We start from the raw sequence: 23996 nt of genomic DNA, 5'->3' as shown, positions 1-23996 counted from the left end.
TGGCGTCCAGCGCGGCGGTCGGCGGGCCGAGCGGGGGCGGCGTCAGCAGTCGACGGGACCGCCGTCGGCGGCGCTCTCGGCGAGCGCGTCGATGACTCGCATGTTCGCGATCGCCGCTTCGCCGTCGGTCAGGGGAGCGTGTTCGTCGGCGACGCGGTCCGCGAAGTGCTCGACCTGAAGCCGGTACTGGTCGACGGCGGGGAACGTCTCGACGCCGCGTCGGCCGTCGATCTCGTACTCCAGCTCCACCGCCTCGTCGGTCGGCGCGTCGAACGCCCGCTCGACCTCGACCCAGCCGTTCGTCGCGTCGACGCGGTAGCGCTGGACGAGCTGCGTGTCGAACCCGGCGGCAACTCGGGCGGACCGACCGTCGTCGTACTCCAACACGCCCGCGAGCTCGGTGTCGACGCCGGCGTCCCGGGTGTCGCCGGCGTGGGCGTACGCTCGGTCGGGGGTCCCGAGCACCGTCCGGGCCAGCGAGACGGGGTAGCAGCCGACGTCCATCAGCGACCCGCCCGCGAGGTCGGGGTTGAGGCGCACGTCGTTCGGGCGGTCGTACAGCGGGAAGCGGAACGTCGCCGTCACCGTGCGAACGTCGTCGAGTTCGCTCGTCGCGAGCGCGAGGGCGCGCTCGGTACGGGGGTGGTAGCGGTACATGAACGCCTCCATCAGCGTGACGTCGCGCTCGTCGCAGTGGTCGACGACCCCCCGCGCCTCGTCAGCGTCCGCGGCCAACGGCTTCTCACAGAGGACGTCCAACCCGGCGTCCGCGGCGCGTTTGGTCCACTCCGCGTGGCGGCCGTTGGGGAGCGGGACGTACACCGCATCGAGCGCGTCGTCTCCGAGCAGCGCCTCGTAGGAGCCGTAGCTGCGGGGGATCGAGTTCTCGGCCGCGAACCGCTCCGCGCGGTCGGCGTCCCGGGACGCCACCGCGCCGACCGCGTGGTCGCTCGCGGCGATCGCCGGGATCACCGCCTTGCGGGCGATGCCCGCGGTGCCGAGGACGCCGAATTCGAGTTGGTCCGAGTTGGTCGCCGGAGTGCTCATGTGCTGGGCGACGCGCCCCCCGGTCAAGTGGTTTGTGTCCGGCAGGTGGCGTCGGTCGATTCCGGCCGCTGGGTCGCTCGGTCCCCGCCGAACCGGTCGCCCGGTTTCTCGGCTCGGACACCGGGAATTATAGTTCGGTCGGCCGATCCGAGCGTATGACACTCGCGGCTCCGGACCTCTCGGGTTCGACGGCGTTCATCACGGGAACGACTCGCGGCATCGGCAAGCAGATCGCGCTCGCGCTGGCCGACCAAGGCTGTAACGTCGTCTCGACGGGGAAGACGACGGACGACGACGACTCCGAGCTGGAGGGATCGATCGAGCAGACAGCGCGCGAGGTGCGCGACCGCGGGGCGGAGGCACTCGCGCTCGAACTCAATCTCCGCGACGAGGATCGCGTCGAGGCGGTCGTCGAGGAGGCGATCGATCGCTTCGGCGAGGTCGACATCGTGGTCAACAACGCGAGCGCGATCCAGCTGGCGAACGTGGCCGACCTGCCGGCCGACCGGTTCGACCTCCTGACCGACGTGAACGTCCGCGGCAGCCACCTCGTCGCGCACGCGTTCGCCGACCACCTCGCGGCACAGGACGAGGCGTGGCTGCTGTCGAACTCGCCGCCGGTCGTGACCGACCGCTCGCCCGGGAAGGCGCCGTACGCGTGGTCGAAGCTCGGGATGTCGTTCATCACGCTCTCGCTGGCCGAGGAGCTGGCAAGCGACGACGTCGGCTGTAACACGTTCTGGCCGGTGACGACGATCGACACGCGCGCGACCCGCTACTTCGGACTCGGGACCGAAGACGACTGGCGCACCCCGGAGGTCGTCTCCGACGCGGTCCTCGAGATCCTCTCGCGCGACCCGGCCGAGTGTACGGGCAACAGCTTCTACGACGAGGAGCTGCTCCGCGAGGCGGGCGTCGCCGACTTCTCGGCGTACAACCTCACCGAGGGCGATCCGGCGCCGATGTCGGCGCGGATGTTCGACCCTGAGTTCGAACGCAAGGCGTGACCTCGCCGGTCGGCCGAACCGACCGCGGCGCGTCCCGTTCGCGGCGGCGTGGCCGCGTTCAAGTGGCCGCGGACCGAAACGAAGCCGTGACGGACGACACGTCTCCCGACGGCGAAACCGAGGTACCGACCGTCTCGTGTGCGCGTTGCGACCGCGAGTGGGATCTCGACCGCGAGCTCGACGAACTCCAAGCGGGGGGGCACGCGATAGAGCAGTTCGCGCTCGACCACGAGCGTCACACGGGCCACTACCCGGACGGCGTGACTCCGTGGGTCGTTCGGTGTCGACGCTGTCCGGACGGCGAGCGATTCCTCTCGGAGCGGCCCGCGCGGCGCTGGGCGCGGACCCACGTGCGACACACGCGCCACACCGTCGATATCGAGGCGCCGAGGGGCGACGACGACGTGGTCTCCGCGTCCGACGAGTGACTGCGAGCGGGAACCGGGGTCACCGTCGGAGGTGACGGATAGCGGACCGGGTACGGCGTATGACTGACAGGGTTCGAGACAGTGGGCTGCGACGACGGATTTGTCGTATTATCAGATACTAATGTTACTACGAAATATGATATTATTGGGTGGGAGTCCGGAGGAGGGGTACCCGTCCGGACGTGCCGAGTCCTCGGCTCAGTCGCCGTCGGGCGTCTCGCCGTCGGTCGCGCAGCCGCATCCACCCTGTCGAAGCAGTTCCCCGACCGGCGTGTCGGTCCCGCAGCGCGGGCAGACGGCGCGGACGTCGACGAGCACGTCGTAATCGTCCCGGTCCAGTCGGTCCGCGTTCGCGAGCGAGGAGATGGCCGACTCGGCGACGGCCGAGGTCCGTCCCTGAAGCTTCTCGATCGTCTCGGCCTTCCGGGCGGCCGCGTCCTCGTCCGCCGCCGGAAGGCTCGCCTCACGCGCCTGCGTGAGGTACGTGTGGACTGCCTGGTGCGTGACGAAGTCCTCGCTCAGCTCGTCGGCGTCGATGCCTTCCCGTTCGAGGCGTCGACGGGCCCGAGTTCGCAGCCGAACCGGACTCCCCGCGGAGAGCCTCGTACGCGCTCGATACATCGATAGAGAGCGACGAGGCGTCGGCGTCGCGGAGGGCCGCCCCTAACACGGCCTCGTTGAACTCGTCGGCGAGGTCCCGGAGGCTCGTCCGCTCGCCGTTCTCCCCGGTCCAAGCGGTCTCTAAGGTCGCGCCCATGCTATCGAGATCGTACTTCCGGATCACCCTGGCGACCTTCGTGTTCGTCTCGTTCGCTTCAGTGGTCATATCCGGAGTTACCCCCCGAACGTGACAAAAATATCGATGACACGGCCGGTCGAACGCCCGGAGCGCGGCCGAGCCGAGGCGGTCCCCGGCGAGCCTCAGCCGCCGTCGACGAGGGTCGGAGTCGATTCCGGAGGAGGCGGTCGACTGGGAGACGACGAGGTTTTATAATATTTTGTATGTTTTTGGGAATGTATCAGTTATTATATTAAATAGAGTCGGCGAAGCCGGCCGAGACCGTCCGGTGCGATCCGAAGAACGGTCTCCTCGCACAGAGGGGAAACGAGACCGATCGGGGACCTCCCGGTGCCGCGGCGAGCACGACCCGAGAGTCGGTCGAACCCCGTCGACGAACCGCCGCCGCCGGTGGAAGGTTTCTACCATTCAGTACGCTTATTACTCCACTTGCGAAGGTGTGCCGTATGAGCGTCCACGAGGCGGTCCCGGAGCCTGCGGATTATCCGGACCCGGCGACGGCGAGTCACGTCACGTACAACCCCACGTTCGCGGAGTTACGCGAGTTGGCTGCGGACGATGAGGTGACGACGGAGCACGGGTCTCCGTCGTACGTGAGCGAGTACCGGTCGCGGAGCGCCGACGCGACGGCGAACGCCGTCGACGACGACTTCGGCGACGACGATTACGACGTGTTCGCGCGCGGCGTCGAGTGGGTCAACGACCCGGACAACGACGTCGTTTGCGTCGACCGAGTCGTCGGTCGGCACGCCGAGGCCTCGTACGTGTGCCGGCTGTTCCTCCCCGCGGAGTACGGTCGGATCGCGCTGTCGTGGGCGAAGCTCCTCGAACCGGCCCCAGATCGAACGCCGGAGTTCGTCACGGTACAACTGCCCGACGCGACGGACGATCCCCGGATTCGCGTTCATCCCGAGCGCGGCGTCACGACGGTCCTCGGCAGCGATTACACCGGTGAGGCGAAGAAGTCGTTCCTCCGGCTGTTCATGCACCGAACGAAGCGACAGGGCGGGCTGGGTCTCCACGCCGGGAGCAAGCGCGTCACGCTTGCGGACGGGGACGACACGCGCGAAGTCGGACAGGTGTTCCTCGGTCTCTCCGGCACGGGGAAGTCGACGTTGACCAGCCACGGCCTCTGGCTCGACGACCCGGAGGGCGTCGAGATGATCCAAGACGACGTTTGCGGGCTCCTCCCTTCGGGGACGGTCGCCGGAAGCGAGGGCGGCGGTCTCTACGTGAAGACCAGCGGACTCGAGGCGGAGGAACAGCCTGAGCTACACAGCGCCGCGACGGACGAGAGCGCCGTCTTGGAGAACGTCGCCGTCGACGACGACGGCACCGTCCACTTCGGCGAGCCACGGTACGGGCGGAACGCCCGGGCGACTATCCGACGAGACCGGCTGGAGAGCTCCGCGGACGGCATCGACTTGGACCGCGTCGATCAGGTGTTCTTCATCACCCGGAACCCGCTCATGCCGCCGATCGCCCACCTCGACCACGAGCAGGCCGCGGTCGCGTTCATGCTCGGGGAGTCCGTAGAGACGAGCGCGGGGGACCCTTCGCGGGTGGGCGAGCCGATCCGAGTCGTGGGCACCAACCCGTTCATCGTCGGCTCCGAGGGCGAGGAGGGGAACCGGTTCCGCGACCTCATCGCCGACCTCGACGTCGAGAGCTACGTCATCAACACGGGCGCGGTGGGGACCGACGACCCGCTCGACGTCGGCGTCGAGGAGACCGTCGCCGTGCTGGAAGGAGCGGCCCGGAACCGCATCGAGTGGGAGCGCGACGACGACCTCGGGCTGACCGTCCCGAGCGAGGTACCGGGGATCGACATCGATCGGTTCGCGGTCGCTGACCGCGTCGACGACTTCGAGGCGGCTCGGGACGCGCTCCGCGAGGACCGCCGCGAGTACCTCGACCGGTTCGACGACCTCGACGACGAGATCCGCGAGGCGATGTACTGACGGAACGCTCCGGGGCGACGCGAGCGCGACGACCACGATCCAAACGTTGCGGGAGTCCGGGGGGTCAGTCGGCGCCGTGGCGCAGCGTACGGCCGCAGTTTCGGCAGACGAGCGAGCCGTGGTCTCTCGCGACTGTGTCGCCACACCTGGGGCATGTCGAACGCATACCCGAGTAGTTGTTCGACGGTCACATAACTCTTACTCGTCGATCGTCGATTGGCGCCACCTTACTACGCCCGGGCGCGACGCGTCGGACGGCAAGAGACCGCAGATGACTCTCTACCTCACCGTCGACGACGCGCCCTCGGCGACGCTCGACGAGAAGCTCGACGCGCTGGCGGCCCGCGACGTGCCGGCGCTCCTCTTCTGTGAGGGGCGACGTCTCGACCGTCATCCCGAGCACGCGACGCGGGCCGTCCGAGCAGGCGTCCACCTCGGGAACCACACGTGGTCGCACCCGCACGCGTCCGACCTGTCCGAAGCGGCGTTCGTCCGCGAGACCGAGCGAACGGAGCGCCGCATCGAGAGGGTCTACGACCGCGCCGGGGTGACGCGCCCCGCCAAACTGTTCCGGTTCCCGTACGGCGATGACGGGGGCGACCGCGCCGGCGACTTCCGGCGCGTCCTCCGCGAGCGGGGATTCACCGGGCCGGACCGGATCGACCGCGGTCCGACTCGGGCGGACTGGTCGTGGACGCTCGACGTCGCGGACTGGGAGACGGACGACGTCTCGGAGCTCCGAGCGCGCTTCGAGGCGGCCGTCAGCGACGCCGAGCGGTCGGACGAGGTCGTGTTGTTCCACGACGCCGGGAACTCGCCCGCGCTGTTCGAGGCGTTTGTCGGGTGGCTCGACGATGCCGACCGCGGACTCGCGGACCCCCTCGACCTGCTCCCGTGAGGGTCCGTCGGTCCCGCGAAGCGCCCGGACCCTAACCGAACGCCGGCCCGTCGACCTCCTCGTCGGCCGCCTCGCGCCACGTGTGCTCGGGTGTCCAGCCGAGGTCGCGTTCGGCCTTCGCGACCGTGAACGCGGACTCGTCGCCCTCGGTGTCGCAGGGCGGCGCGTCCGCGAAGAGGGCGTCGAAGAGGTCGGCGGTGTCGACGCCGAGGTAGTTCTCGTCGGCGTGACAGAGGTACGCCTCGTGACCCGAGACATCGGCGTCCAGCGCGGCCTCGACCATCGACGCGACGTCGCGCACGTCGACGTACGACCAGAAGTTCCCGATGCCGCCGTCGGGCGGGTCCGCGGTCGAGCGCGCGGCCAGCTCGTCGAGATCGAACGCCTCGCGGTTCTGCCCCGTAAGGTACTCGCCGGGGTACTGGACCCACGAGGGCCGCACGGAGACGACGGAGACGCCGTGACGGCGCGCGGTCGCCCGCGCGACGGCTTCACCGGCGACCTTCGAGACGCCGTAGGCGTCCTCGGGACGGAGCGGGTGGCTCTCGTCGACGGGGACGTACTCAGGTCTCAGGACGCGGTCCGCGAACGGGAACCCGTACGCGGACTCGGAGCTGGCCCACACGACATCGGCGCCCGCGCGGCCGGCGGCGTCGAGGACGTTGTACGCGCTCTCGGTGTTGTTCGTGAACACGCGCGAGCCGGCGTGTCCGGTCGGGTCCGGTATCGCCGCGAGGTGGACGACCGCGTCCGGATCCGCGCTCGCGATCAGTTCGCTCGTCTCGCCCTGGTCGGTCAGGTCGACCTCGAAGAACGACGCGCCTTCGGGTCCGTCGCCCGGGGGGAGACACCGGTCGAGGCCGACGACCTCGTAGTCGCCGGCGAGCCGGTCGACGACCCACTGTCCGACGCCGCCGAGCGCACCCGTGACGACGACGGTCGGCTGTGCCGTACTCATAGCTGCTCCGACGGCTCCCGCCCTAATGAAACACGGGGACGGGTTCGGGACGCGTACGGAGACCGGGTTCGGGACGCGTACGGGAACCGAGTTCGGGACGCGTACGGGAACCGAGTTCGGGACGCGTACGGGAACCGAGTTCGGGACGCGTCCGCCGCCGCGTCGCACTCCTGGACCCAGTTGCCGAACTCGGCGTTTCGCTCGGCGCTCTCGACGTCACGGTCGTAAAGCCGCACCTCGCCGCCGAACGACGAGAGCGCGAGGTCCTGTACGAGGTTCGGGACCCACTGCCGGCTCCCGCCGCCCACGTAGGCGACGGTCAGGTCGGCGGTGTCGAGTCGGATCCCCGCAGTCGCTCGCGACGCGACAGGGCGCCGCGTCGAACGGTCTCAATCCATGCCGACAACTCCGTCGAAGCGCACAAAACGGTACCGGGCCGGGCAATCCCGGATTTCGTTCTGCCATCCAGAACACTTATGACCGATGTGTGTACTGATCAATCAGTATGGACGCCAAACATCCGGTGCGAACGACCGAGAAGACCCTCGCGCTGGTCGAGGAACTGATGGAGCGCGGACCGTGTGGGGTGACCGAGCTGGCAGACGGGCTGGAGATGGGAAAGAGCGCGGTCCACAATCACCTGACGACGCTTCGAGAGCACGGATACGTGCTGAAGACCGGCGACGAGTATCAGCTCGGCTTGAAGTTCCTCGAGGTCGGCGGCTCCACCCGAAAGTCGATGGAGTTCTATCAGGTGGCAGAGCCCGAGGTGAAGTCGCTCGCAAACGAGACCGGCGAACTCGCAAACCTCCTCGTCGAGGAGCAAGGGATGGGAGTGTACCTGATGCGGTCGAAAGGCGAGGAGGCCGTCGACCTCGACACCTACGCCGGACTCAGGACCCACCTCCACACCACCGCGCTCGGAAAGGCGATCCTCGCGTACCTGCCCGAGTCCCGGGTCGAGGAGATCATCGATCGGCGCGGGTTAGCGCGGAAGACTCCCCGTAGCGTCGGCTCTCGAGAGGAGCTGTTCGAGGCCTTAGAGGGAGTTCGCGACCGCGGGTACGCGATCGACGACGGCGAGCGGCTCGAAGGGTTACGCTGTATCGCGGCCCCGGTCAAGGACTCCTCGGACGAGGTGTTGGGCGCAATCAGCGTGTCGGCACCAGCCAGCCGGGTCAGCGACGAGGATCTCCACGGGAAACTCCCCGAAAGAGTACTCAGCGCCGCTAACGTCGTCGAACTGAACATCAACTACTGAGGTTGTTCTGGTATTCAGAACGGTTAGATGGCGGGGTTCACACGCCGAGATGTGGAGTCTGTGCGCGTGCCGCGCCGTTTTCCGTCGATTTATGCCGATTCTCGCAGAGAGAATTACACTCATACGGTTGTAATGGGAATCGGCCGGACGCCGGTTTTGTCGTTCTGTCTTTCAGAATGTCGGCGCGTCGCCCGGAACACCGACGCGAACGAGACCGTTACTGGTCGCCCGCGCCCCAGCCGTACGCCTGCCAGCCGCCGTCGGCGTACAGCACTTCGCCCGTGACGAAGTTATTCCGGCCCACGAGGAACAGCGCGCACTCGGCCATCTCCTCGACCGATCCGAACCGACCGAGCGGGGTGCGGTCGCGGATGTCGTCGTTCGTGTACCCCGCCGACCCCTGCGTCTGTTCGGTGATCTCGGTCCAGATGAACCCCGGCGCGAGCGCGTTGACGTGGACGTCGTGTTCGGCCCACTCGACGGCGAGCGTCTGCGTGAGGTTGTTCACGCCCGCTTTGGACGCGCAGTACGGCGACCGCAGTTGGAGGCCGCGACCGCCCATCAGCGAGGACATGTTGAGGATCGCGCCGCCCGCCTCCTGTTCGATCATCTGTCGCCCCGCGGCCTGACAGCCCACAAACGTCCCCACGAGGTCGACGTCGATGACCTCGCGCCAGTCGTCGATATCGAACTCCTCTGCGGGGCCGAGCGTCGTGACGCCGGCGTTGTTCACCATCACCTCGAGGCTCCCGAACTCCTCGACGGTCGTCTCCACGAGCGCCGCCATCTCGTCTTCGTCGGTAACGTTCGCCTCGACGCCGATGGCGGTACCGCCGTCCGCTTCGATGGATTCGGCGACTGCGTCGGCGCGCTCCTGCGAGCGCGAGTTCACGACCACGTTCGCCCCTTCGTCGGCGAAGCGCTCGGCGATTCCCTTTCCGATCCCCTGACTGGACCCCGTGATGATCGCGGTGTCGCCGCTGAGTCTGCCCGTCATACGTGTCCACCGACCCGCGAGCGACACTTTACCTTACCGGTGTGATCGGTGGTCCGCGCGTGGTCGACACCGCACAGCTCCTACAGCCCGTACAGCTCCTTCGGGCGGTCGTACGCGACGTGCTCGACGAGCCGCTCGGCGTTGTCGGCGGGAATTCGACCGCGTTCGACCATCCTGCCGACGACGTTCGCGAGCGACCGGCGGAACATCTCGAAGCGCGAGCCGTAGGAGACGAGCTTCCGCGAGTCGCTGACCATCCCGGCGTGGTTCGCGAGTAGGTCCACCGACGCGGCGCGTTCGAGCTGGTTCTCGATTCCCATCGGGCTGTCGTTGAACCACCACGCCGGGCCGACGCTCACGTTCGGATACGCGCGGGAGACGACGGTGAGGCTCGGGTAGTGCGTCGGGTCGAGCGTGTAGACGACAATCTCGGTCTCCCCGTCGAAGCGGTCGAAGAAGTGGTCCAGCCCGTCGACGAGATCGACGTCCGGGGTCGACACGTCTCCGCCCGCGTTCACCCCGAGGTCCTCGTGGAGCGACTCCCGGTAGTCCCGCACGGCGCCGACGTGGAGTTGGGTCGTCCAGCCAGCCTCGGCGTTCAGTTCGCCGACGAACTCCAGCAGATACGCCTTGTAGTCGCGGATCTCCGCGTCCGAGAGGCTCGCGCCCCGGCTCGCCTTCGCGTACACGTCGGCGGCGCGCTCAACGCTTACGGGCCGAGACACCGGGTCGGTGCCGACGCCCACGTCGCAGGCAACGCAACCGCGGTCCGCGAAGTAGTCGTGGGTCTCCGCGAGCGCGTCCAGAAATCCCCCGAAGTCGTCGACGGCGGTCTCCGTGACCGCGTCGAGTTCGGCGACGAACGCCTCCCACGCCGCGGTCTCGACCTTCAGCGCGCGGTCGGGCCGCCACGTCGGTCGGATATCGACCCCCTCGACCTCCGTCTCGGCGCGCTCGTGGTACGCCAGCCGCGAGGTCGGGTCGTCGCTGCTACACAGGACTGCCACGTTCATGTCTCGTAGCACTTGCTGTGGCCGCATCGCGTCGGTCGCGAGCTGTCGTTTCGTCTCGGTCCAGATCTCGTCGGCGGTGTCAGCGTTCAGCGGTCCCTCGATGCCGAACCGGCGCTTCAGATCGAGGTGGATCCAGTCGTACGTGGGGTTGCCGGCGAAATCGGGGATTACCGCCGCGAGGGCGTCCCACTTCTCGCGGTTGCTCGCGTCACCCGTAATCAGCTCCTCGGGAACGCCGCGCTTGCGCATCAGCTGCCAGACGTAGTGGTCGGTCGCCCCCTCAACCGCCCAGATGTCGTCCCACGGCTCGTTCTCGACGACCTCGGCGAGGTCGATGTGGTTGTGCGGGTCGACCACCGGGAGGTCCGCGATCGACTCGTAGAGGTCGACCGCCGCCTCGGACTCCAGCAAGTACTCTTCGTCGAGGAATCCCATACCGGAGTCTGCCGCGAGCGCGACAATAAAAGCTCGGACCGCGGCTGCTCGTCGGGTCCCTCTCAGGTTCCTACCCCTCGGTCTGCTCCAAGAGGCCCTCCATATACCCGATCGCGAACAGCCTCCCCATGTCGGTGTAGCCCGCCTGCGCGTCGTCGCGGTGCCCCTCGTCGAGCATCCGCGGGACGTGGTCGGGGCGGATCGGCCCGTCGAAGCCGACCTCGCGGTACGCCTCCATCGCGGCGAGCATGTCGGTGGGACCGTCGTCCTGCCACGTCTCGACGAACTCCTCGGGAGTTCCGTCGACGTCCCGGAAGTCGGACGAAGTCGGATCCGATCGCCGAACTGCCGGATCGCCTCGGGAACGTCGGCGCCCATCGCGGCGTAGTTGCCCTGACAGAACGTCAGCCCGTGGTTCGGGCTGTCGTGGAGGTCCAGATACGCCCGACGTTCCCCACCGAGTTGACCAGCCGCGGGACGCCCCGCAGGGAGTCGACTGGCGGATCGTCGGGGTGGAGCGCCAGCTTCACGCCCGCCTCCTCGGCCACGGGAACGACCTCGTCGAGGAAGTACTCCAGATTCTCCCAGAGCTCGTCCTCGGTCACGTCGACGGGGTGCTCCGGCGCGCGCTCCGCCTGCTCGTGGTCGTAGGCCGTCGTCCGCGAGTCGCCGCGCAGCGGGACCTCGTCGGCGGTGCGGAGCACTCCGACGGGGTTCTCCGTCCAGACCCAGCAGTAGACGTCGATGCCCGCCCGGCCCATGTTTCGAACCAGCCGCTTGACCGTCTCGATCTCCTCGTCGCGCCCCTCTCGCCCGAGCACGGTGTCCGTCATGGGCGGGCGGTCCTCGACGACGTCCAGCGAGAGCCCGTGGTCCGCGAACCGGTTTTTGGACCGGAGAAGCGAGTCGTACGTCCACCACTCGTCTTCCCCCCAGAACCTGACGACGGCGGTCGAGACGCCGAGCTGCCGGGCGAGCGTCCACCGACGGTCGGGACGCGGCGGCAGCATCACTGTCGTGTCCATACGTCGCGTTCACGGTCCTCCACAATAGTGATTGCGTGAGCGCGTGAGGATCGGCTCCTCCCGAACTGGGAAACGCACTGGGTACGGCTACGCCGGAAGGAGAGATAATCCAACGTACCAAATGATTAAATGATATAAACAACATTGGTGTGAGTGGAGTGAACATACTCCATGTCAAGAGAGTTCAACAGCCACGAGAGCAGGCGGAGGGGGTTCCTCAAAGCGATCGGTGCGCTCGGCGCCGCGACGGCAGCCAGTTCCGGAGTGGCCGGAACGGTGGCCGCCGACCCGGATTCGAGCTACCGAGAGGCGCTACAGGCGGATCTCACAGCATCGAGCAGACAGAACAAACAGCTCCCCGCGGGCGAGTTCGTGTACGGGGACGCGGAGGCGGACGCCGTCGACGCGTTCTCGCTCGTCGGGGACGGCACGGAGACGGCGTTCGACGTCAACGTCGAGGGCGTGCCGCACACGCGAGCGGAGCGACTCGACGTACCGGGCAGCGACGATCCGGCGGCGTCGACGTATCGCGGCGTCGTGAGCGACCACGCCCTCGAAGCGGGCGACCGGCTGCTCGGCGTCGCGTGGGTGCGTAGCGACGACGACGCGGCGGCCGCGAGCGCCCGGTTCGGATACGTCGACGGCGACGGAGCGGCGATCGGCGAGGACTTCGTCGACCGAGGCGCCGAAGTGGATCCCCGCGGGGAGTGGCTGCGCTACTTCTTCCCCGTCGAGGTCGGCGAGGAACCGGCCGGCGGCGACGCGCTCGCCCTAGAACTGCGGGTCGGAGGGGTCGAACAGACGCTGGAGGTGGGCGGCGTCGCGCTCCTCGACTACAGCGGCGCCGACGGCGGGGTCGGTCTCGACACGCTCCCGCCGTATCAGTACGAGGGGCGCGCCGAGGACGCCGAGTGGCGCGCCGACGCCCGCGACCGCATCGAGCAACACCGGAAGGCGGACCTCGAGGTCGAGGTGCTGAACCCGGGCGGTCAGCCGATCCAGGGGGCCGCCGTCGACGTGGAGATGGTCGAACACGAGTTCGACTTCGGGAGCGCGGTCTCCGTCGAACACGTCACCGGCGACACCGAGGACGACGCCATTTACCGCGAGACGTTCTTCAGAGAACTTCAACAAGGCCGTCGTCGAGAACGGGCTGAAGTTCCCCGCGTGGGAGGGCGTGTGGGACACGGACAACGACGACACGCGGGCGACGCTCGACTGGCTCAACGAGCGGGATATCCCGACCCGCGGCCACCACCTCCTCTGGGAGGAGTACGGCACCGACGGCGGCGGCGGGATGAACGTCGATTCGGACCTGCCGGCCGACGAGAAGCGCGAGGCCATCGCCGAGAAGATCGCCGACCACGCCGCTGAGTTCGAGGGCGACGTGGCCGAGTGGGACATCGACAACCATCCGATCTGGCAGTCCAACTTCCGGGACGACCCCGACCTCGGCTGGGACGCCGTCGACGAGTGGTGGGCGGCCGCGGACGAGACCACCGACACCGAGCTGTACACCAACGAGATGGGCGCGCTCGGCGGGCAGTGGCAGCGCGGTCAGTACCTCGACTACGTCGAGCACCTCGTCGAGAACGACTACCCCGTCGACGGCATCGGCTTCATGGGACACCACCAACAGCAGTACGGCCAGATGCTGGACATGGAGAACCTCCTCGGGGGTATCGACCAGTTCGCGGAGTTCGACCTCCCGCTTCTGGTCACCGAGTTCGACATCGAGATCCACGACCGGCGGAACGCGCAGGACGTGGCGGTACAGGTCGACTACACCCGCGACTTCCTGACCGCGCTGTTCAGCAAAGAGCGCGTCGAGGGCGTGGTCTCGTGGGGGTTCTGGGAGGAGGACCACTGGCGGCCGACCGGCGCGTACTTCGACTCCGACTGGACGCTCCGAGAGAACGGCGAGCAGTACCTCGACCTCGTCTTCGGGGAGTGGTGGACAGAGGAGACCGGCGAGACCGACGGCGACGGGACGTACGCCACGCGAGGATTCAAGGGCGACTACCGGATCACCGCCGAGAAGGGCGCCCTCTCCGGAGAGACCACGGTGACGGTCGACGACGACACCGACACCGTCACCGTCGAACTGTCGCCGCCCGGCCGGGGCGGTGACAAGGGGAACGGAAAGGGGAATAACTGAAACAGCGGCAACGGAAACGCCGGAAACGGCCCGGGGCGCGGGAACTGAAACGCCGCGGTCGGCGGAACCCACCCGACCGAGAGACGGACCGCTGGGACCGTTTCTCGGTCAGTCCGTGCGAACCGTGACGAACCCGGAGAAGTTGAGGATGAGCTGTTGGGTGGTGTCGCCGAACATCGCTTTGCCGGTCGGGGACCGCCGCCGTCCCGTGGTGAACACATGGTCGCAGCCGCGCTTCTCCGCGAGCTCGATGATCCGGCTCGCCTCCATCTCCTCGGTCACGTCTGTCACGACCGTGTACTCGACGTCGAAGTCGGCGAGCGCCTCGCGCGCGACGTCGTCGACGAACTGCTTCGCGACGGTCCGAGCGTCCTCGTCGGCGTAGTCTTTGTTCTCCCTGCGACCGATCTCGTCGAGGGCCGTCTGCGACTCCTCGAACTGCTCTGGCGTCAGCGGGTGGTACAACACCAGGTCGGCGCCCGCCCCGGCGGCGTACGCCGCGGCCTCTCGAAGCATGTCGGCGCTCTGGTCTACGTCGTCGATGGCTACGAACGCGTCTTCCATGGGCGTGCCGACGGACCCCGCACGTATAAAACTCGGCTCTCGGAAAGCGGTCGGTTCGGCCGTCAGTGGGACGGAGGCGACCGGTCACGCGGGGCGGGACCGCGAGGCTGGGCCGCGGACCGACGGAAGCGTCTCAGTAGTTGTCGTAGACCGTCTTCTCGATCGTGTAGAACTCCAGTCCCTCGTCGCCCTGTTCGCGCCAGGTCTCCGAGGAGGAGCGCTTGAACCCGCCGAAGGGGACGTGGAGTTCGAGTCCGGTCGTCTTCTCGTTGACCTTCGCGACGCCGGCCTCGATCTCGTCGATGAACCGCTTGGCCTCGGTGTGGTCGTCGGTGACCACGCTGGCCGACAGTCCGTACTCGACATCGTTGGCGACTTCGAGTCCCTCGTCGAAGTCGCTGACCTCGATGACGGCGACGACCGGGCCGAACACCTCTTCGCAGGCGATCGTATCGTCGTTGTCGACGTCGGTCAGGACGGTCGGCTCGACGAAGTGGCCGGTCTCGACCGCGTCGCCGGTCGGTCTCCCGCCGCCCGCCGCGACCGTTGCGCCCTCCTCGCGGGCGATGTCGACGTATTCGAGCGTCGACTCCAGCTCGTCGGCGCTGACCTGTGGTCCCATCTCGTGGTCGAGACCGGGACCGATGTCGATCGCCTCGGCCGCGTCGACGAGCTCGTCGACGAACTCGTCGTACACGTCCTCGTGGACGACGGCGCGGGAACACGCCGTACACGACTGGCCGGTCGTCCCGAAGCCGCCAGTCGCGACTATCTCCGCCGCCTCGGCGGGGTCCGCCGAGTCGGCGACCAGCGTGGGGTTCTTCCCGCCCATCTCGGTCTGGACCCGCTTACCGGCGTCCGTCGCCTGGTCGTAGACCATCTCGCCAACCTCTCCGCTACCGGTGAAGGAGACGGCGTCGGTCCCCTCGTTCGTGATGAACTCGTTGCCGACCGAACTTCCCGGCCCGGTGACGACGTTGAGCACGCCGTCGGGGAGTCCCGCCTCGTCGAGGGCCTCCGTGACCGCGAGGACGACGCCCGGGGCGGCGCTCGCGGGCTTGATCACCACGGAGTTGCCCGCCGCGAGCGCGGGGGCGAGCTTCCACGCCGGGATCGCGATGGGGTAGTTCCACGGCGTGATCAGGGCCGCGACGCCCACCGGCTGTTTGCGCGTGTAGAGGGTCGTGTCGCGGCTGCTGGACCCCTTCACCGTTCCGCCGAGGTCGGAGGCCTTCCCGGCGAAGTAGTGGAAGATGTCGATCGCGCGCTGTACCTCACCGGCCGCCTCGGGACGGGCCTTCCCTTCCTCCTCGACGAGCATCGTCGTTATCTCGTCTTTCCGGTCGGCGAGCGCCGTCCCCGCCCGCCGGAGGATCCGGCCGCGCTCCGGGCCGGGCGTGCTCGCCCAGTCGTCCTGGGCGTCGACCGCCGCGTCGACCGCCTCGACGGCGTCCGCCGCGCCGGACTGCTGGTAACTCGCCACCGTCTCGTCGGGAGCCGCGGGGTTGTGAACCGCGAACGTCTCTCCCGTCTCCGAGGCGACCCACTCTCCGCCGACGTAGTTTCGGTTAGGCTCAGACACGTGTTACACATCGCGATCGACCCATACTACTCTTACGGTTCGTGTGATTCGGTGCCGTCCAATACACTTTTACAGACAGCTACGGAGTTCGATCCATGTCGGCCGCAGAGTACCTCGACAGCGTCAGGGTTCGGGACTGGGAACGGTTGGATTCCGGAACGCTTCGTATCGCGATGATCAGCCTCGGATGGTGGACCCGCGAGCAGGCCATCCCGGCGGTCGCCGACTCGGAGTTCTGTGAGACCACCGTCCTCGTCAGCAGCAGCCGCGACAAGGCGTCCGCGGCCGCGGCGGAGATACCCACCGTCGAGGCCGCGCTCAGCTACGAGGAGTTCACCGACGGGGAGGCGACCGAGGAGTACGACGCGGCCTACGTCTGTACGCCGAACGCGCTCCACTTGCCGTACGCGGAGGCCGCCGCCGAACACGGGAAGGCCGTCCTCTGTGAGAAGCCCGTGGAGTCGACCCGCGAGCGCGCCGAACGCCTCGTCGCGGCCACCGAGGACGTCCCGTTGATGGTCGCATACCGGATGGAGACCGACCCGCAGGTCCGCCGGATGCGCGAGCTGATCGCGGAGGGCGCCATCGGGGACCCCGTGGCCGTCCACGGAAGTATGAGCCAACAGATGCTGGAGACGGTCTCCGGCGACGCCGACCAGTGGCGCCTCGACCCTGACCTCGTCGGGTACGGCGCGAGTGTGATGGACCTGGGGATCTATCCGCTCAACACCGCGCGGTTCGTCCTCGACGCCGACCCCGTCAGCGTGACCGCCCAGATGCGGTCCGCGGACGAGGCGTTCGACGACGTGCCGGACCAACACGCCGCCTTCACGGTCCGGTTCGACGACGGGACGCAGGCGGCCTGTACCGCCGGCCAACACGCCGCGTACACCGGCCACTTCCGCGTCGTCGGCACCGGCGGCGAGTTGACCCTCGAACCGACCTTCCTCGGCCAGCCCGAGCAGACGCTGACGCTCGCCAGCGACGGTCGGGAGTTGGAGGTGGCCGACGGCCGGCGAGACGTAATGCGAGACGAGATGACCGAGGAGTTCGACTACTTCGCCGACCGCGTGCTCCGCGAGGCACCGATCTACCCCGACGGCGACCACGCCCTCGTCGACATGCGCGCCCTCGAAGCGATCTACGAGGCCGCCGAGACGGAGACCACGGTCTCGGTGTCGTAGCTCGGTCGTCGAAGGGGAGCCACGCCGGACCTACTCGGACGCCGCGGACGCGTCTTTCCCCTGCGCGTCGAGGATGTCGAGCACCTCGTTCGCGAACATGACGGTCCGGAGCGGCAGGCCGTACCGCTCCGTGTCCATGTCGTACTCGCGGAGTTCGTCGACCGTTTCCGGAGTGTGTGGGAGCGTCGTCACGGCCTCGGAGACGTCGATCTCCAGCGTTCCGTCGTCCGTGTCCAGCCACGGCTGCGTGCGCTGCTTCTGGTCGTACTCGATCGCGTGCGTCGAGTCACCGATCGCGGCCATCACGTCGTCGACCGCGCCGATGTCGAGGCGGTCGTCTCCCGACTCCGAGACGAGGGCCAGTCGGCCGTCGTCGCAGTTCGGCACGTATCGTGTCATGAGTTACCGTTACAGCGTCCGGGTAATAATCCTGTTGTCGGCCGAAATCAGAAACGAGAGACCGCGCACGGCGCCGGGCGCCCAGACGGCTACTTCATTACCTTCGGGTCCGCTTCGGCGCCGTCGAGCGGCTCGCTGTTCCAGTAGTGATGGTTCGGATCCTCGCGGAAACACGCCGCCTGCCCGTCGCCGTCGTCGACCTCCTGAAGCTCCGGCTTCTCCTCGCGGCACGCCTCGCGGGCGACGGGACAGCGGGTGTGGAACCGGCACCCGGACGGCGGGTCGACCGGATCCGGCACGTCCACCTCGCGGAGCGGCGGTCCGGAACTGTCCATCTCGTCGAGGTCGAGGTTCGGCGTCGCCCACCGCAGCACCTCCGTGTAGGGGTGACGCGGGTCGTGGATGAGCCGTTCGGCCGACGCGATCTCGACGATCTCTCCGAGGTACATCACGGCGATCCGACCGTTGCCGTGCTCGGCGAAGTACCGGGCGTTCGAAAGGTCGTGCGAGATGAACAGGAACGAGGTCTCGAACTCCTCTTGCAGTTCGAGCATGAGGTCCATGATCTCGATGCGCAGCGAAACGTCGACCGCGCTGATGGCCTCGTCGGCGAGGATCGCTTCCGGGTTCATCAGTAGCGCGCGCGCAAGCGCGACGCGCTGTTTCTCGCCGCCCGAGAGCTGGTGCGGATACCGCTCTAAGAAGTCGTCGGCCGGCGTCATCCCGACGCGCTCCAGCAGCGACACCATCCGAGCGCGGCGCTCGGTACGGTCGCTGTCAGGGTGGGTGTGACGGAGCGCCTCGGAGAGGACGTCGACGATGCGTCGGTTCGGGTTGAGCGCGCTGCCCGGGTCCTGATGGATGATCTGGAGCGCGCTCCGGATCTCGTCGTACGGGACGTCGCCGCCGCCGGACTTGGCCTCTTGGATGTCCTGCCCGCGGAACTCGATGGAGCCGCCGGTGGGTTCCTGTAGGCCGATCATCGTCTTGCCGAGCGTCGTCTTCCCGCACCCGCTCTCGCCGAGCAGGCAGACGAGGTCCTGTTCCTCGATGTCGAGGGAGACGCCGTCGACCGCCCGCACGACCTGCGGGTCGCCGAAGAACCCCTCGATGAGTCCCTGCTCCTCCTCGAAGTGGACCTCGACGTCGTCGAGCGACAGCAGCGGCTGCCTGCCGGCGGCCGACCGATCGCGCACCTCGTCGCCGTCGTCGATGTTCGGCGTTTCGATGTCGGGAGCGTCCTCGCCGAAGTTGAGGGGTATCTCCTCGCGGGCCTCTTCCCAGTGGTGGCACGCCGACCGGTGTTCGTTGTCGTCGTGCGAGACCAGCGGCGGGTCGTCGGTCCGGCACTCCGCGGTCGCAAGCGGGCACCGCGGGTGGAACCGACAGCCCGACGGCACGTTGATCGGCGCCGGGCCCTCGCCCTCGATGGGCTGCATCTCGGACAGCGGCGCGTCGAGGTTCGGCGTCGCGTTCAACAGCGCCCGGGTGTACGGGTGGCCGGAGTTCTGGATGATGTCGTCGCGCGGTCCGATCTCGGCGAACTGGAACGCGTAGATGATCGCCATCCGGTCGGCCAGCGACGCGACGAGCGGGAGGTCGTGCGTGATGAAGACGATCGTCAGGTCGTACTCGTCCTGGAGGTCTTCGAGCAGCGTGAGGATGGACCGCTCGCATCAACAGGTCGAGCGCGGCGGTCGGCTCGTCCATCACGAGTACCTCCGGGTCGAGCACCATGCTCAACGCTATCAGCGCGCGCTGTTGCATGCCGCCGGAGAGCTCGTGCGGGTACGATCCGAGGACCCGATCCGGCTCCAGATAGAGGTTCTCCAGAAGCTCTCGGGCAAAGGCCAACCCCTCCGAGACGCTCTTGTCGTGCGCCTTCAGCGTCTCCTCGAAGTGCGCCCCGACCTTCATGGTCGGGTTGAAGGAGCTCATCGCTCCCTGGAACACCATCGAGACCTCCTCCCAGCGGAACTGACGGAGCTCCTCGTCGCTTAGTTCGAGGATGTCGATCGTCTCTCCGCTCTCGGGGTGATAATGGATCTTCCCGCTGAGCACGCCGGGGTCCGGGATGGCGTCCAGCAGCGCGGACGCGAACATCGACTTGCCGCTCCCGCTCTCACCGACGATGCCGAGCACCTCGTGCCGATCGATGCTGACGTTGGCGTCGTCGAGGACGTACGTGTGGCCGTCGTTGAACGTCACGTTCGTGTCCTCTACCTCGATTACCGGATCGGTGGCGGCCTGGTCGACCGCCGTCCGCTGGATTGAGTTACTAGTGTCCATTCAGATCAGCCCCGTGTTCGTCGCGTCGTCGTCTGCCTCCTCGATCGATTCGGATTCCCCGGAGAACCGGGTGCGGACGCGGGGGTTGAAGATCCGGTCCATTCCCTGACTCAGGAGAATGAGCCCGAACGCCAGGCCGACGATGGCGACGATCGGGACCAGCAGCCAGTGGAGCGCTTCCGTCGTGAACAGGCCGCCTTGGTTGTACGCGTTGTTCAGCGTGACGCCCCAGTTCTGGCCGGTGTACGGCAGCACGCCGATGAAGTACAGCCCGACGGACGCGAAGATGGTGTACCGCGCCGCGAGCACGAAGTTGATCATCACGTACGGCATGATGTTCGGGAGGACGTCCTTCCGAATGATCCGGAACGTGCCGGTTCCCATGGTGCGTGACGCCTCGACGTAGCTCTCCTCGCGGATCGAGAGTACCTGCGACCGGATGGAGCGACCGAGTCCCGCCCAGTAGTTGATCGTGAGGATCACCCCGAGCAGGATCGGGTTCTCCGGGCTGAGCGTGATCGCGAGCACGATGACGAGCGGAAGCCCCGGAATGGCCATGAAGAAATCCGAGACGGACGTGATGACGGTGTCGACGCGGCCGCCCTTGTACCCCGAGACGGTCCCGACGATCACGGCGAGGCTGGTCGCCCAGACGCCGCCCGCGAGCACCATCAGCAGGATGAACGGCGTCGAGTCGATGATCAGCGCCAGCAGGTCGACGCCCGACTGCGTCGTGCCGAGCGGGAACTCGAGCGACTGGAACGGCGGGAGCAGCCGGTCGGTCGACTGGTTCGGGCTGGCGTCCCGCCAGAGTCCGAACACGTCGACGAGCGCCATGAGGACGTAGGCGCTCAGGATGACGAGTCCGAGCCGCGTCCGCGAGTCGGCCCACGCCACGAGGGCCGGCTCTTTGATCGAGTGCTGGTAGAACTCCGCGGCGCGGTCGCGGGAACTGATCTCCTCGTCGGACGCGACCGAACGCCAGTCGAGGTCGTTCGACGACGCGTCGGACCCCTCCTCAGTAGGCATTCGAATCACCTGCGCGGATGCGCGGATCGATGAGTCCGTACGTCAGGTCGGCGACGTAGACGGCGACGACGAGCGTCACCGTGATCACGAGGAAACACCCCATCATCAGGGGGTAGTCGTTGGCGTTGACCGCCTGGATCAGGTAGTACCCCAGTCCGGGGTACGAGAATATCTCTTCGAGGACGACGGTCCCGCCCAGCCGGAAGCCGATCTGTAAAAGCAGTCCCGTGTACATCGGCAAGATCGCGTTCTTGGCGACGTAGCTGGTCGCGATGCGGTTGTCCGAGAGCCCGCGCAGGCGGGCGACCTCGACGAACTCCTCGCCCAGTACCTGGATGCTGTTCCCGCGCATGTTCAGCGCCGTCGACCCGATGCCGCCGATGGTGAACGCCGCTATCGGGAGCACCGCGTGGTAGAGGACGGTCCGGAGATACGGGAGCGTGAATCCCGCCTCGACACTCCGAGCGGCCGCGTCCCCGGTCGGGAACCAGCCGAGCTGGAACCCGAGGAAGAACAGGAAAAGCACCGCGAAGATGTAGTACGGGACCGACATCAGGAAGATGGACCCGCCGGACGCCGTCTTGTCGAACCGGGACCCTTCCCAGTACGCCTGTAGCGCGCCGATACCCACGCCGATGACGAACATCAACACCGTCGACGTGACGACGAGAAAGACCGTCCACGGAAGCGCGCGGGCGAGGACCGCCACGACGGGGTCCCCGAGCGATATCGACTGTCCGAGGTCCAGCTGGAACACGCCGACGATGTAGTCGATGTACTGCTGCCACAGCGGTGCGTCAGGCCTGATGTTCTGTAGGGCCTCGATGCGCGCGTCGACCTGTTCCGCCGGAACCCCCTGCTGGAGGAGGTTGATCCGGAGCTGCGTGAACGGGCCGCCGGGAAGCAGGCGTATCAGGCCGAAGGTGAGCGTCGCCACTGCGAGGATGGTCGCAGGGATCCGGAGTGTCCGTCTGAGATAGTATTTCATGATGGGAAACGTGAGAGAGACCGGTCGCGGTTCTCAGCCACGGTACTGGAGGTCGCCCTCGTGGACCCACCAGAACTGCGGCCACTTGACCTGGCGGTTGGGGTTGTCCTCGGACGCGATGGTCCACTCGTCGTCCGTCGTCCAAGACTGCTCGTTTTTCGACACCAAGCCGAGGAACGGCAGCTCGATGTGGTTGTGCCACGCGGCCTGCTGGACGTACGGCCGGGACTCCTCGTCGTTGGGCTGTTGGGCGATCTGATCGACCACGTCGAGCGGCGTGAGGGTCATCTCTCCGCCGTCCCGGCCGGGGATCGTCTGCTCGGACTGCGCCTTCTCGCGGTAGCCGTGCCCGCCGCCGATCTCCTCTTCCCACAGCTGGTACCGCAGCGGGAAGTACGGGAACGACGAGCGCGAGCCGCCCGGCAGCCAGTAGAGGCTCCCCATCGCGAAGTTGCTGTTGGAGTAGCGGCTGAACCAGTCGTTCGTCGGCAGCGTGCTGATGGAGAAGTCGAAGCCGAACTCGTTGAGTTGGCTGACGACCGTCTGGGTCATCGTCGTCCAGTCGGTCCACCCGGCCGGCGAGAGGTAGTCGCCGCCGATGGTGTTCCCGCCCTCGTCGACCCACGTGCCGTCCTCCATGGTGTAGCCGGCGTCTTCGAGGAGCTGGGTCGCCTCCTCCGACTGCGTCTCGCCGGCGCCGTACGTCTCGAAGTCGTCGTACCAGTCGTCCAGCCAGTACTCCTGGTCTTTCGGCGCGATGCCGCACGGCGTCTCGGTCACGAACTTCGAGCGCGGACCGGCGTTCTCGACGATGGCCTCCCGGTCGATGACGTGGGCGACCGCCTGCCGCACCTCGCGCTTTTCGAAGTGCTCGTTGTCGTGGTTGAACACGATCCCGTACCCCCACTTGGCCGGGATGTTCACTTCCTCGATATGGTCGGGGAACTGGTCGACGATCTCGGGCGGCGAGAACAGGCTCGGCGCGCCGTCGACGTCCTGGCCGGAGATCAGCGCCTGGTGTTGGGCGGTGTTCCCGCCGTAGCTCTCGATCATGAAGCGATCGAAGTTGACGTTGTCCGCGTTGTAGAAGTCGGGGTTACGCTCGAACTCGAACGCCTGCTGGTCCTTGCTGACGAACGACCACATGCCGCTGGCGACCGGGTCCTCCCACTCCCACCGGAGGAACTCGTCGATGTCGGTGTCGAGCCACTGCTCGTGGGTGCTCGCCTTCGTGTCCACGAGGTAGTTCGTCAGCTCGAACTTGATGATCTGCGGGTTCGTGGGACTCGACAGGAGGAGCCGCGCCGTCTTGTCGTCGACGATCTCGTAGTCGTCGAGGTATCCCCACAGCGAGCTCCCCGACGCCTCGGCGAGCTGGAGCTGGACGTCGAGGTCGTCGGTCGTCCACTCGTCGCCGTTGTCCCACGTCAGGTCGTCGCGGAACGTGAGCGTGACCTCCTCGCCGTCGACCTCCAGCTCGTCGAGCGCGCCGAGGATGAACTCGCTCTCGTTGAACGAGTACTTCATGAACGGCGCGAACACCGACCGCCCCGCCGGCCACCGGTAGTTCTGTATCCCGGACGTGTTGAAGTGGAGGTCGTTCGGGTTCCCGGTGTACGCGTTGGCGTACGTCGCCTGGTGGACCGTGTCCCCGTTGCTGTCGGTTCCGTCCGAACCGTCGGAACCGTCAGAGCCGTCCGAGCCGTCCGAGCCGTCGCCGGTTTCGCCGCTACATCCGGCGAGCGCCGCCACCCCGGACGCCCCGGCGGCGGAGAGTATTTTTCGTCGACTCACTACCTGATCGTACGTGTCCCCCTCGCTATCGGCTGACATTACGTAGCGCTTGTTATCGTAATAGGACATAAACATTGGGGAAGAACGTGATAGACTCGAAAAGGGGTTCGTCCCGGCCGCCGCGGTGGTCTCCAGTCACACGCACTCGCAGTTCCGCCGTTCCGTGCCGCCACTGGCCGA

General features: G+C 67.3%; 17 protein-coding genes and 3 pseudogenes. 7 read left to right on the top strand and 13 right to left on the bottom strand.

Annotation, left to right across the window (positions count from 1 at the left end; genetic code table 11):
• Positions 1-42 precede the first annotated feature (42 nt).
• A complete protein-coding gene (locus ACODNG_RS09685) occupies positions 43-1047 on the bottom strand; it encodes a Gfo/Idh/MocA family protein (RefSeq protein WP_434521144.1) in 1005 nt (334 codons plus the stop codon).
• A 155-nt stretch (positions 1048-1202) separates the two neighbouring features.
• Between ACODNG_RS09685 and ACODNG_RS09680 the strand changes: the two genes are divergently transcribed.
• Together ACODNG_RS09680 and ACODNG_RS09675 are read left to right on the top strand one after the other, a co-directional pair.
• On the top strand, positions 1203-2054 hold the full coding sequence (locus tag ACODNG_RS09680) for an SDR family oxidoreductase (protein WP_434521143.1): 852 nt from the start codon (positions 1203-1205) through the stop codon (positions 2052-2054).
• 86 nt (positions 2055-2140) lie between these two features.
• Positions 2141-2482 carry a hypothetical protein gene (locus ACODNG_RS09675; RefSeq protein ID WP_434521142.1) on the top strand — a complete coding sequence of 114 codons (342 nt, stop codon included), beginning with the start codon at positions 2141-2143 and terminating at the stop codon, positions 2480-2482.
• 198 nt (positions 2483-2680) lie between these two features.
• Here ACODNG_RS09675 and rdfA read toward each other — a convergent pair.
• Positions 2681-3308: pseudogene (rdfA, locus tag ACODNG_RS09670) on the bottom strand (rod-determining factor RdfA).
• Between the two features lie 419 nt (positions 3309-3727).
• On the opposite strand from rdfA, the gene ACODNG_RS09665 reads away from it, so the two are divergent.
• Both ACODNG_RS09665 and ACODNG_RS09660 read left to right on the top strand, forming a co-directional pair.
• Positions 3728-5242 carry a phosphoenolpyruvate carboxykinase (ATP) gene (locus ACODNG_RS09665; RefSeq protein ID WP_434521141.1) on the top strand — a complete coding sequence of 505 codons (1515 nt, stop codon included), beginning with the start codon at positions 3728-3730 and terminating at the stop codon, positions 5240-5242.
• A gap of 76 nt (positions 5243-5318) precedes the next feature.
• Complete coding sequence (locus ACODNG_RS09660) at positions 5319-6140, top strand: polysaccharide deacetylase family protein (RefSeq protein ID WP_434521140.1); 822 nt, start codon at positions 5319-5321, stop codon at positions 6138-6140.
• Positions 6141-6171: 31 nt separating this feature from the next.
• Here ACODNG_RS09660 and ACODNG_RS09655 read toward each other — a convergent pair whose 3' ends face one another.
• Positions 6172-7098, bottom strand: coding sequence for an NAD-dependent epimerase/dehydratase family protein (locus ACODNG_RS09655; protein ID WP_434521139.1), 927 nt, complete (start codon positions 7096-7098; stop codon positions 6172-6174).
• Positions 7099-7603: 505 nt separating this feature from the next.
• On the opposite strand from ACODNG_RS09655, the gene xacR reads away from it, so the two are divergent.
• Positions 7604-8359 carry an HTH-type transcriptional regulator XacR gene (gene xacR / locus ACODNG_RS09650; RefSeq protein ID WP_434521138.1) on the top strand — a complete coding sequence of 252 codons (756 nt, stop codon included), beginning with the start codon at positions 7604-7606 and terminating at the stop codon, positions 8357-8359.
• 217 nt (positions 8360-8576) lie between these two features.
• Here xacR and ACODNG_RS09645 read toward each other — a convergent pair whose 3' ends face one another.
• The 3 genes and pseudogenes from ACODNG_RS09645 to ACODNG_RS09635 form a co-directional block, all read right to left on the bottom strand.
• Complete coding sequence (locus ACODNG_RS09645) at positions 8577-9356, bottom strand: SDR family NAD(P)-dependent oxidoreductase (RefSeq protein WP_434521137.1); 780 nt, start codon at positions 9354-9356, stop codon at positions 8577-8579.
• A gap of 80 nt (positions 9357-9436) precedes the next feature.
• Positions 9437-10804 carry a glucuronate isomerase gene (gene uxaC, locus ACODNG_RS09640; protein WP_434521136.1) on the bottom strand — a complete coding sequence of 456 codons (1368 nt, stop codon included), beginning with the start codon at positions 10802-10804 and terminating at the stop codon, positions 9437-9439.
• 70 nt (positions 10805-10874) lie between these two features.
• Positions 10875-11829 (bottom strand): annotated as a pseudogene (locus tag ACODNG_RS09635) (mannonate dehydratase).
• Between the two features lie 1177 nt (positions 11830-13006).
• Between ACODNG_RS09635 and ACODNG_RS09630 the strand changes: the two are divergent.
• Complete coding sequence (locus ACODNG_RS09630; protein ID WP_434521135.1) at positions 13007-13987, top strand: endo-1,4-beta-xylanase; 981 nt, start codon at positions 13007-13009, stop codon at positions 13985-13987.
• Between the two features lie 108 nt (positions 13988-14095).
• Here ACODNG_RS09630 and ACODNG_RS09625 read toward each other — a convergent pair whose 3' ends face one another.
• Positions 14096-14551, bottom strand: a complete 456-nt coding sequence (locus ACODNG_RS09625; protein ID WP_434521134.1) for a universal stress protein — start codon at positions 14549-14551, stop codon at positions 14096-14098.
• A gap of 133 nt (positions 14552-14684) precedes the next feature.
• Positions 14685-16133, bottom strand: a complete 1449-nt coding sequence (locus ACODNG_RS09620) for an aldehyde dehydrogenase family protein (RefSeq protein ID WP_434521133.1) — start codon at positions 16131-16133, stop codon at positions 14685-14687.
• A gap of 95 nt (positions 16134-16228) precedes the next feature.
• Here ACODNG_RS09620 and gfo6 point away from each other — a divergent pair, with 95 nt between their 5' ends.
• A complete protein-coding gene (gene gfo6, locus ACODNG_RS09615; protein ID WP_434521132.1) occupies positions 16229-17317 on the top strand; it encodes a D-xylose 1-dehydrogenase Gfo6 in 1089 nt (362 codons plus the stop codon).
• A gap of 30 nt (positions 17318-17347) precedes the next feature.
• Here the strand turns inward: gfo6 and ACODNG_RS09610 are convergent, their stop codons facing one another.
• The 5 genes and pseudogenes from ACODNG_RS09610 to ACODNG_RS09590 form a co-directional block, all read right to left on the bottom strand.
• Positions 17348-17716 carry a hypothetical protein gene (locus ACODNG_RS09610; RefSeq protein ID WP_434521131.1) on the bottom strand — a complete coding sequence of 123 codons (369 nt, stop codon included), beginning with the start codon at positions 17714-17716 and terminating at the stop codon, positions 17348-17350.
• A gap of 89 nt (positions 17717-17805) precedes the next feature.
• Positions 17806-20005 (bottom strand): annotated as a pseudogene (locus tag ACODNG_RS09605) (ABC transporter ATP-binding protein).
• Positions 20006-21034: an ABC transporter permease gene (locus ACODNG_RS09600; protein WP_434521130.1), complete on the bottom strand. Its 1029-nt coding sequence runs from the start codon at positions 21032-21034 to the stop codon at positions 20006-20008.
• Positions 21024-22022: an ABC transporter permease gene (locus ACODNG_RS09595; protein WP_434521129.1), complete on the bottom strand. Its 999-nt coding sequence runs from the start codon at positions 22020-22022 to the stop codon at positions 21024-21026. The genes ACODNG_RS09600 and ACODNG_RS09595 overlap by 11 nt, the downstream gene beginning before the upstream one ends.
• Before the next feature lie 33 nt (positions 22023-22055).
• The gene (locus tag ACODNG_RS09590) at positions 22056-23855 is read right to left on the bottom strand and encodes an ABC transporter substrate-binding protein (protein WP_434521128.1); all 1800 of its coding nucleotides are present in this window, start codon (positions 23853-23855) and stop codon (positions 22056-22058) included.
• Between the last annotated feature and the right edge of the window lie 141 nt (positions 23856-23996).

It is taken from the genome of Halorubrum sp. AS12 (assembly GCF_051122765.1).
GTDB lineage: Archaea > Halobacteriota > Halobacteria > Halobacteriales > Haloferacaceae > Halorubrum > Halorubrum trapanicum.
Note: the sequence above shows the minus strand (reverse complement) of the source record. Positions and strands in the feature narration are given on the sequence as shown.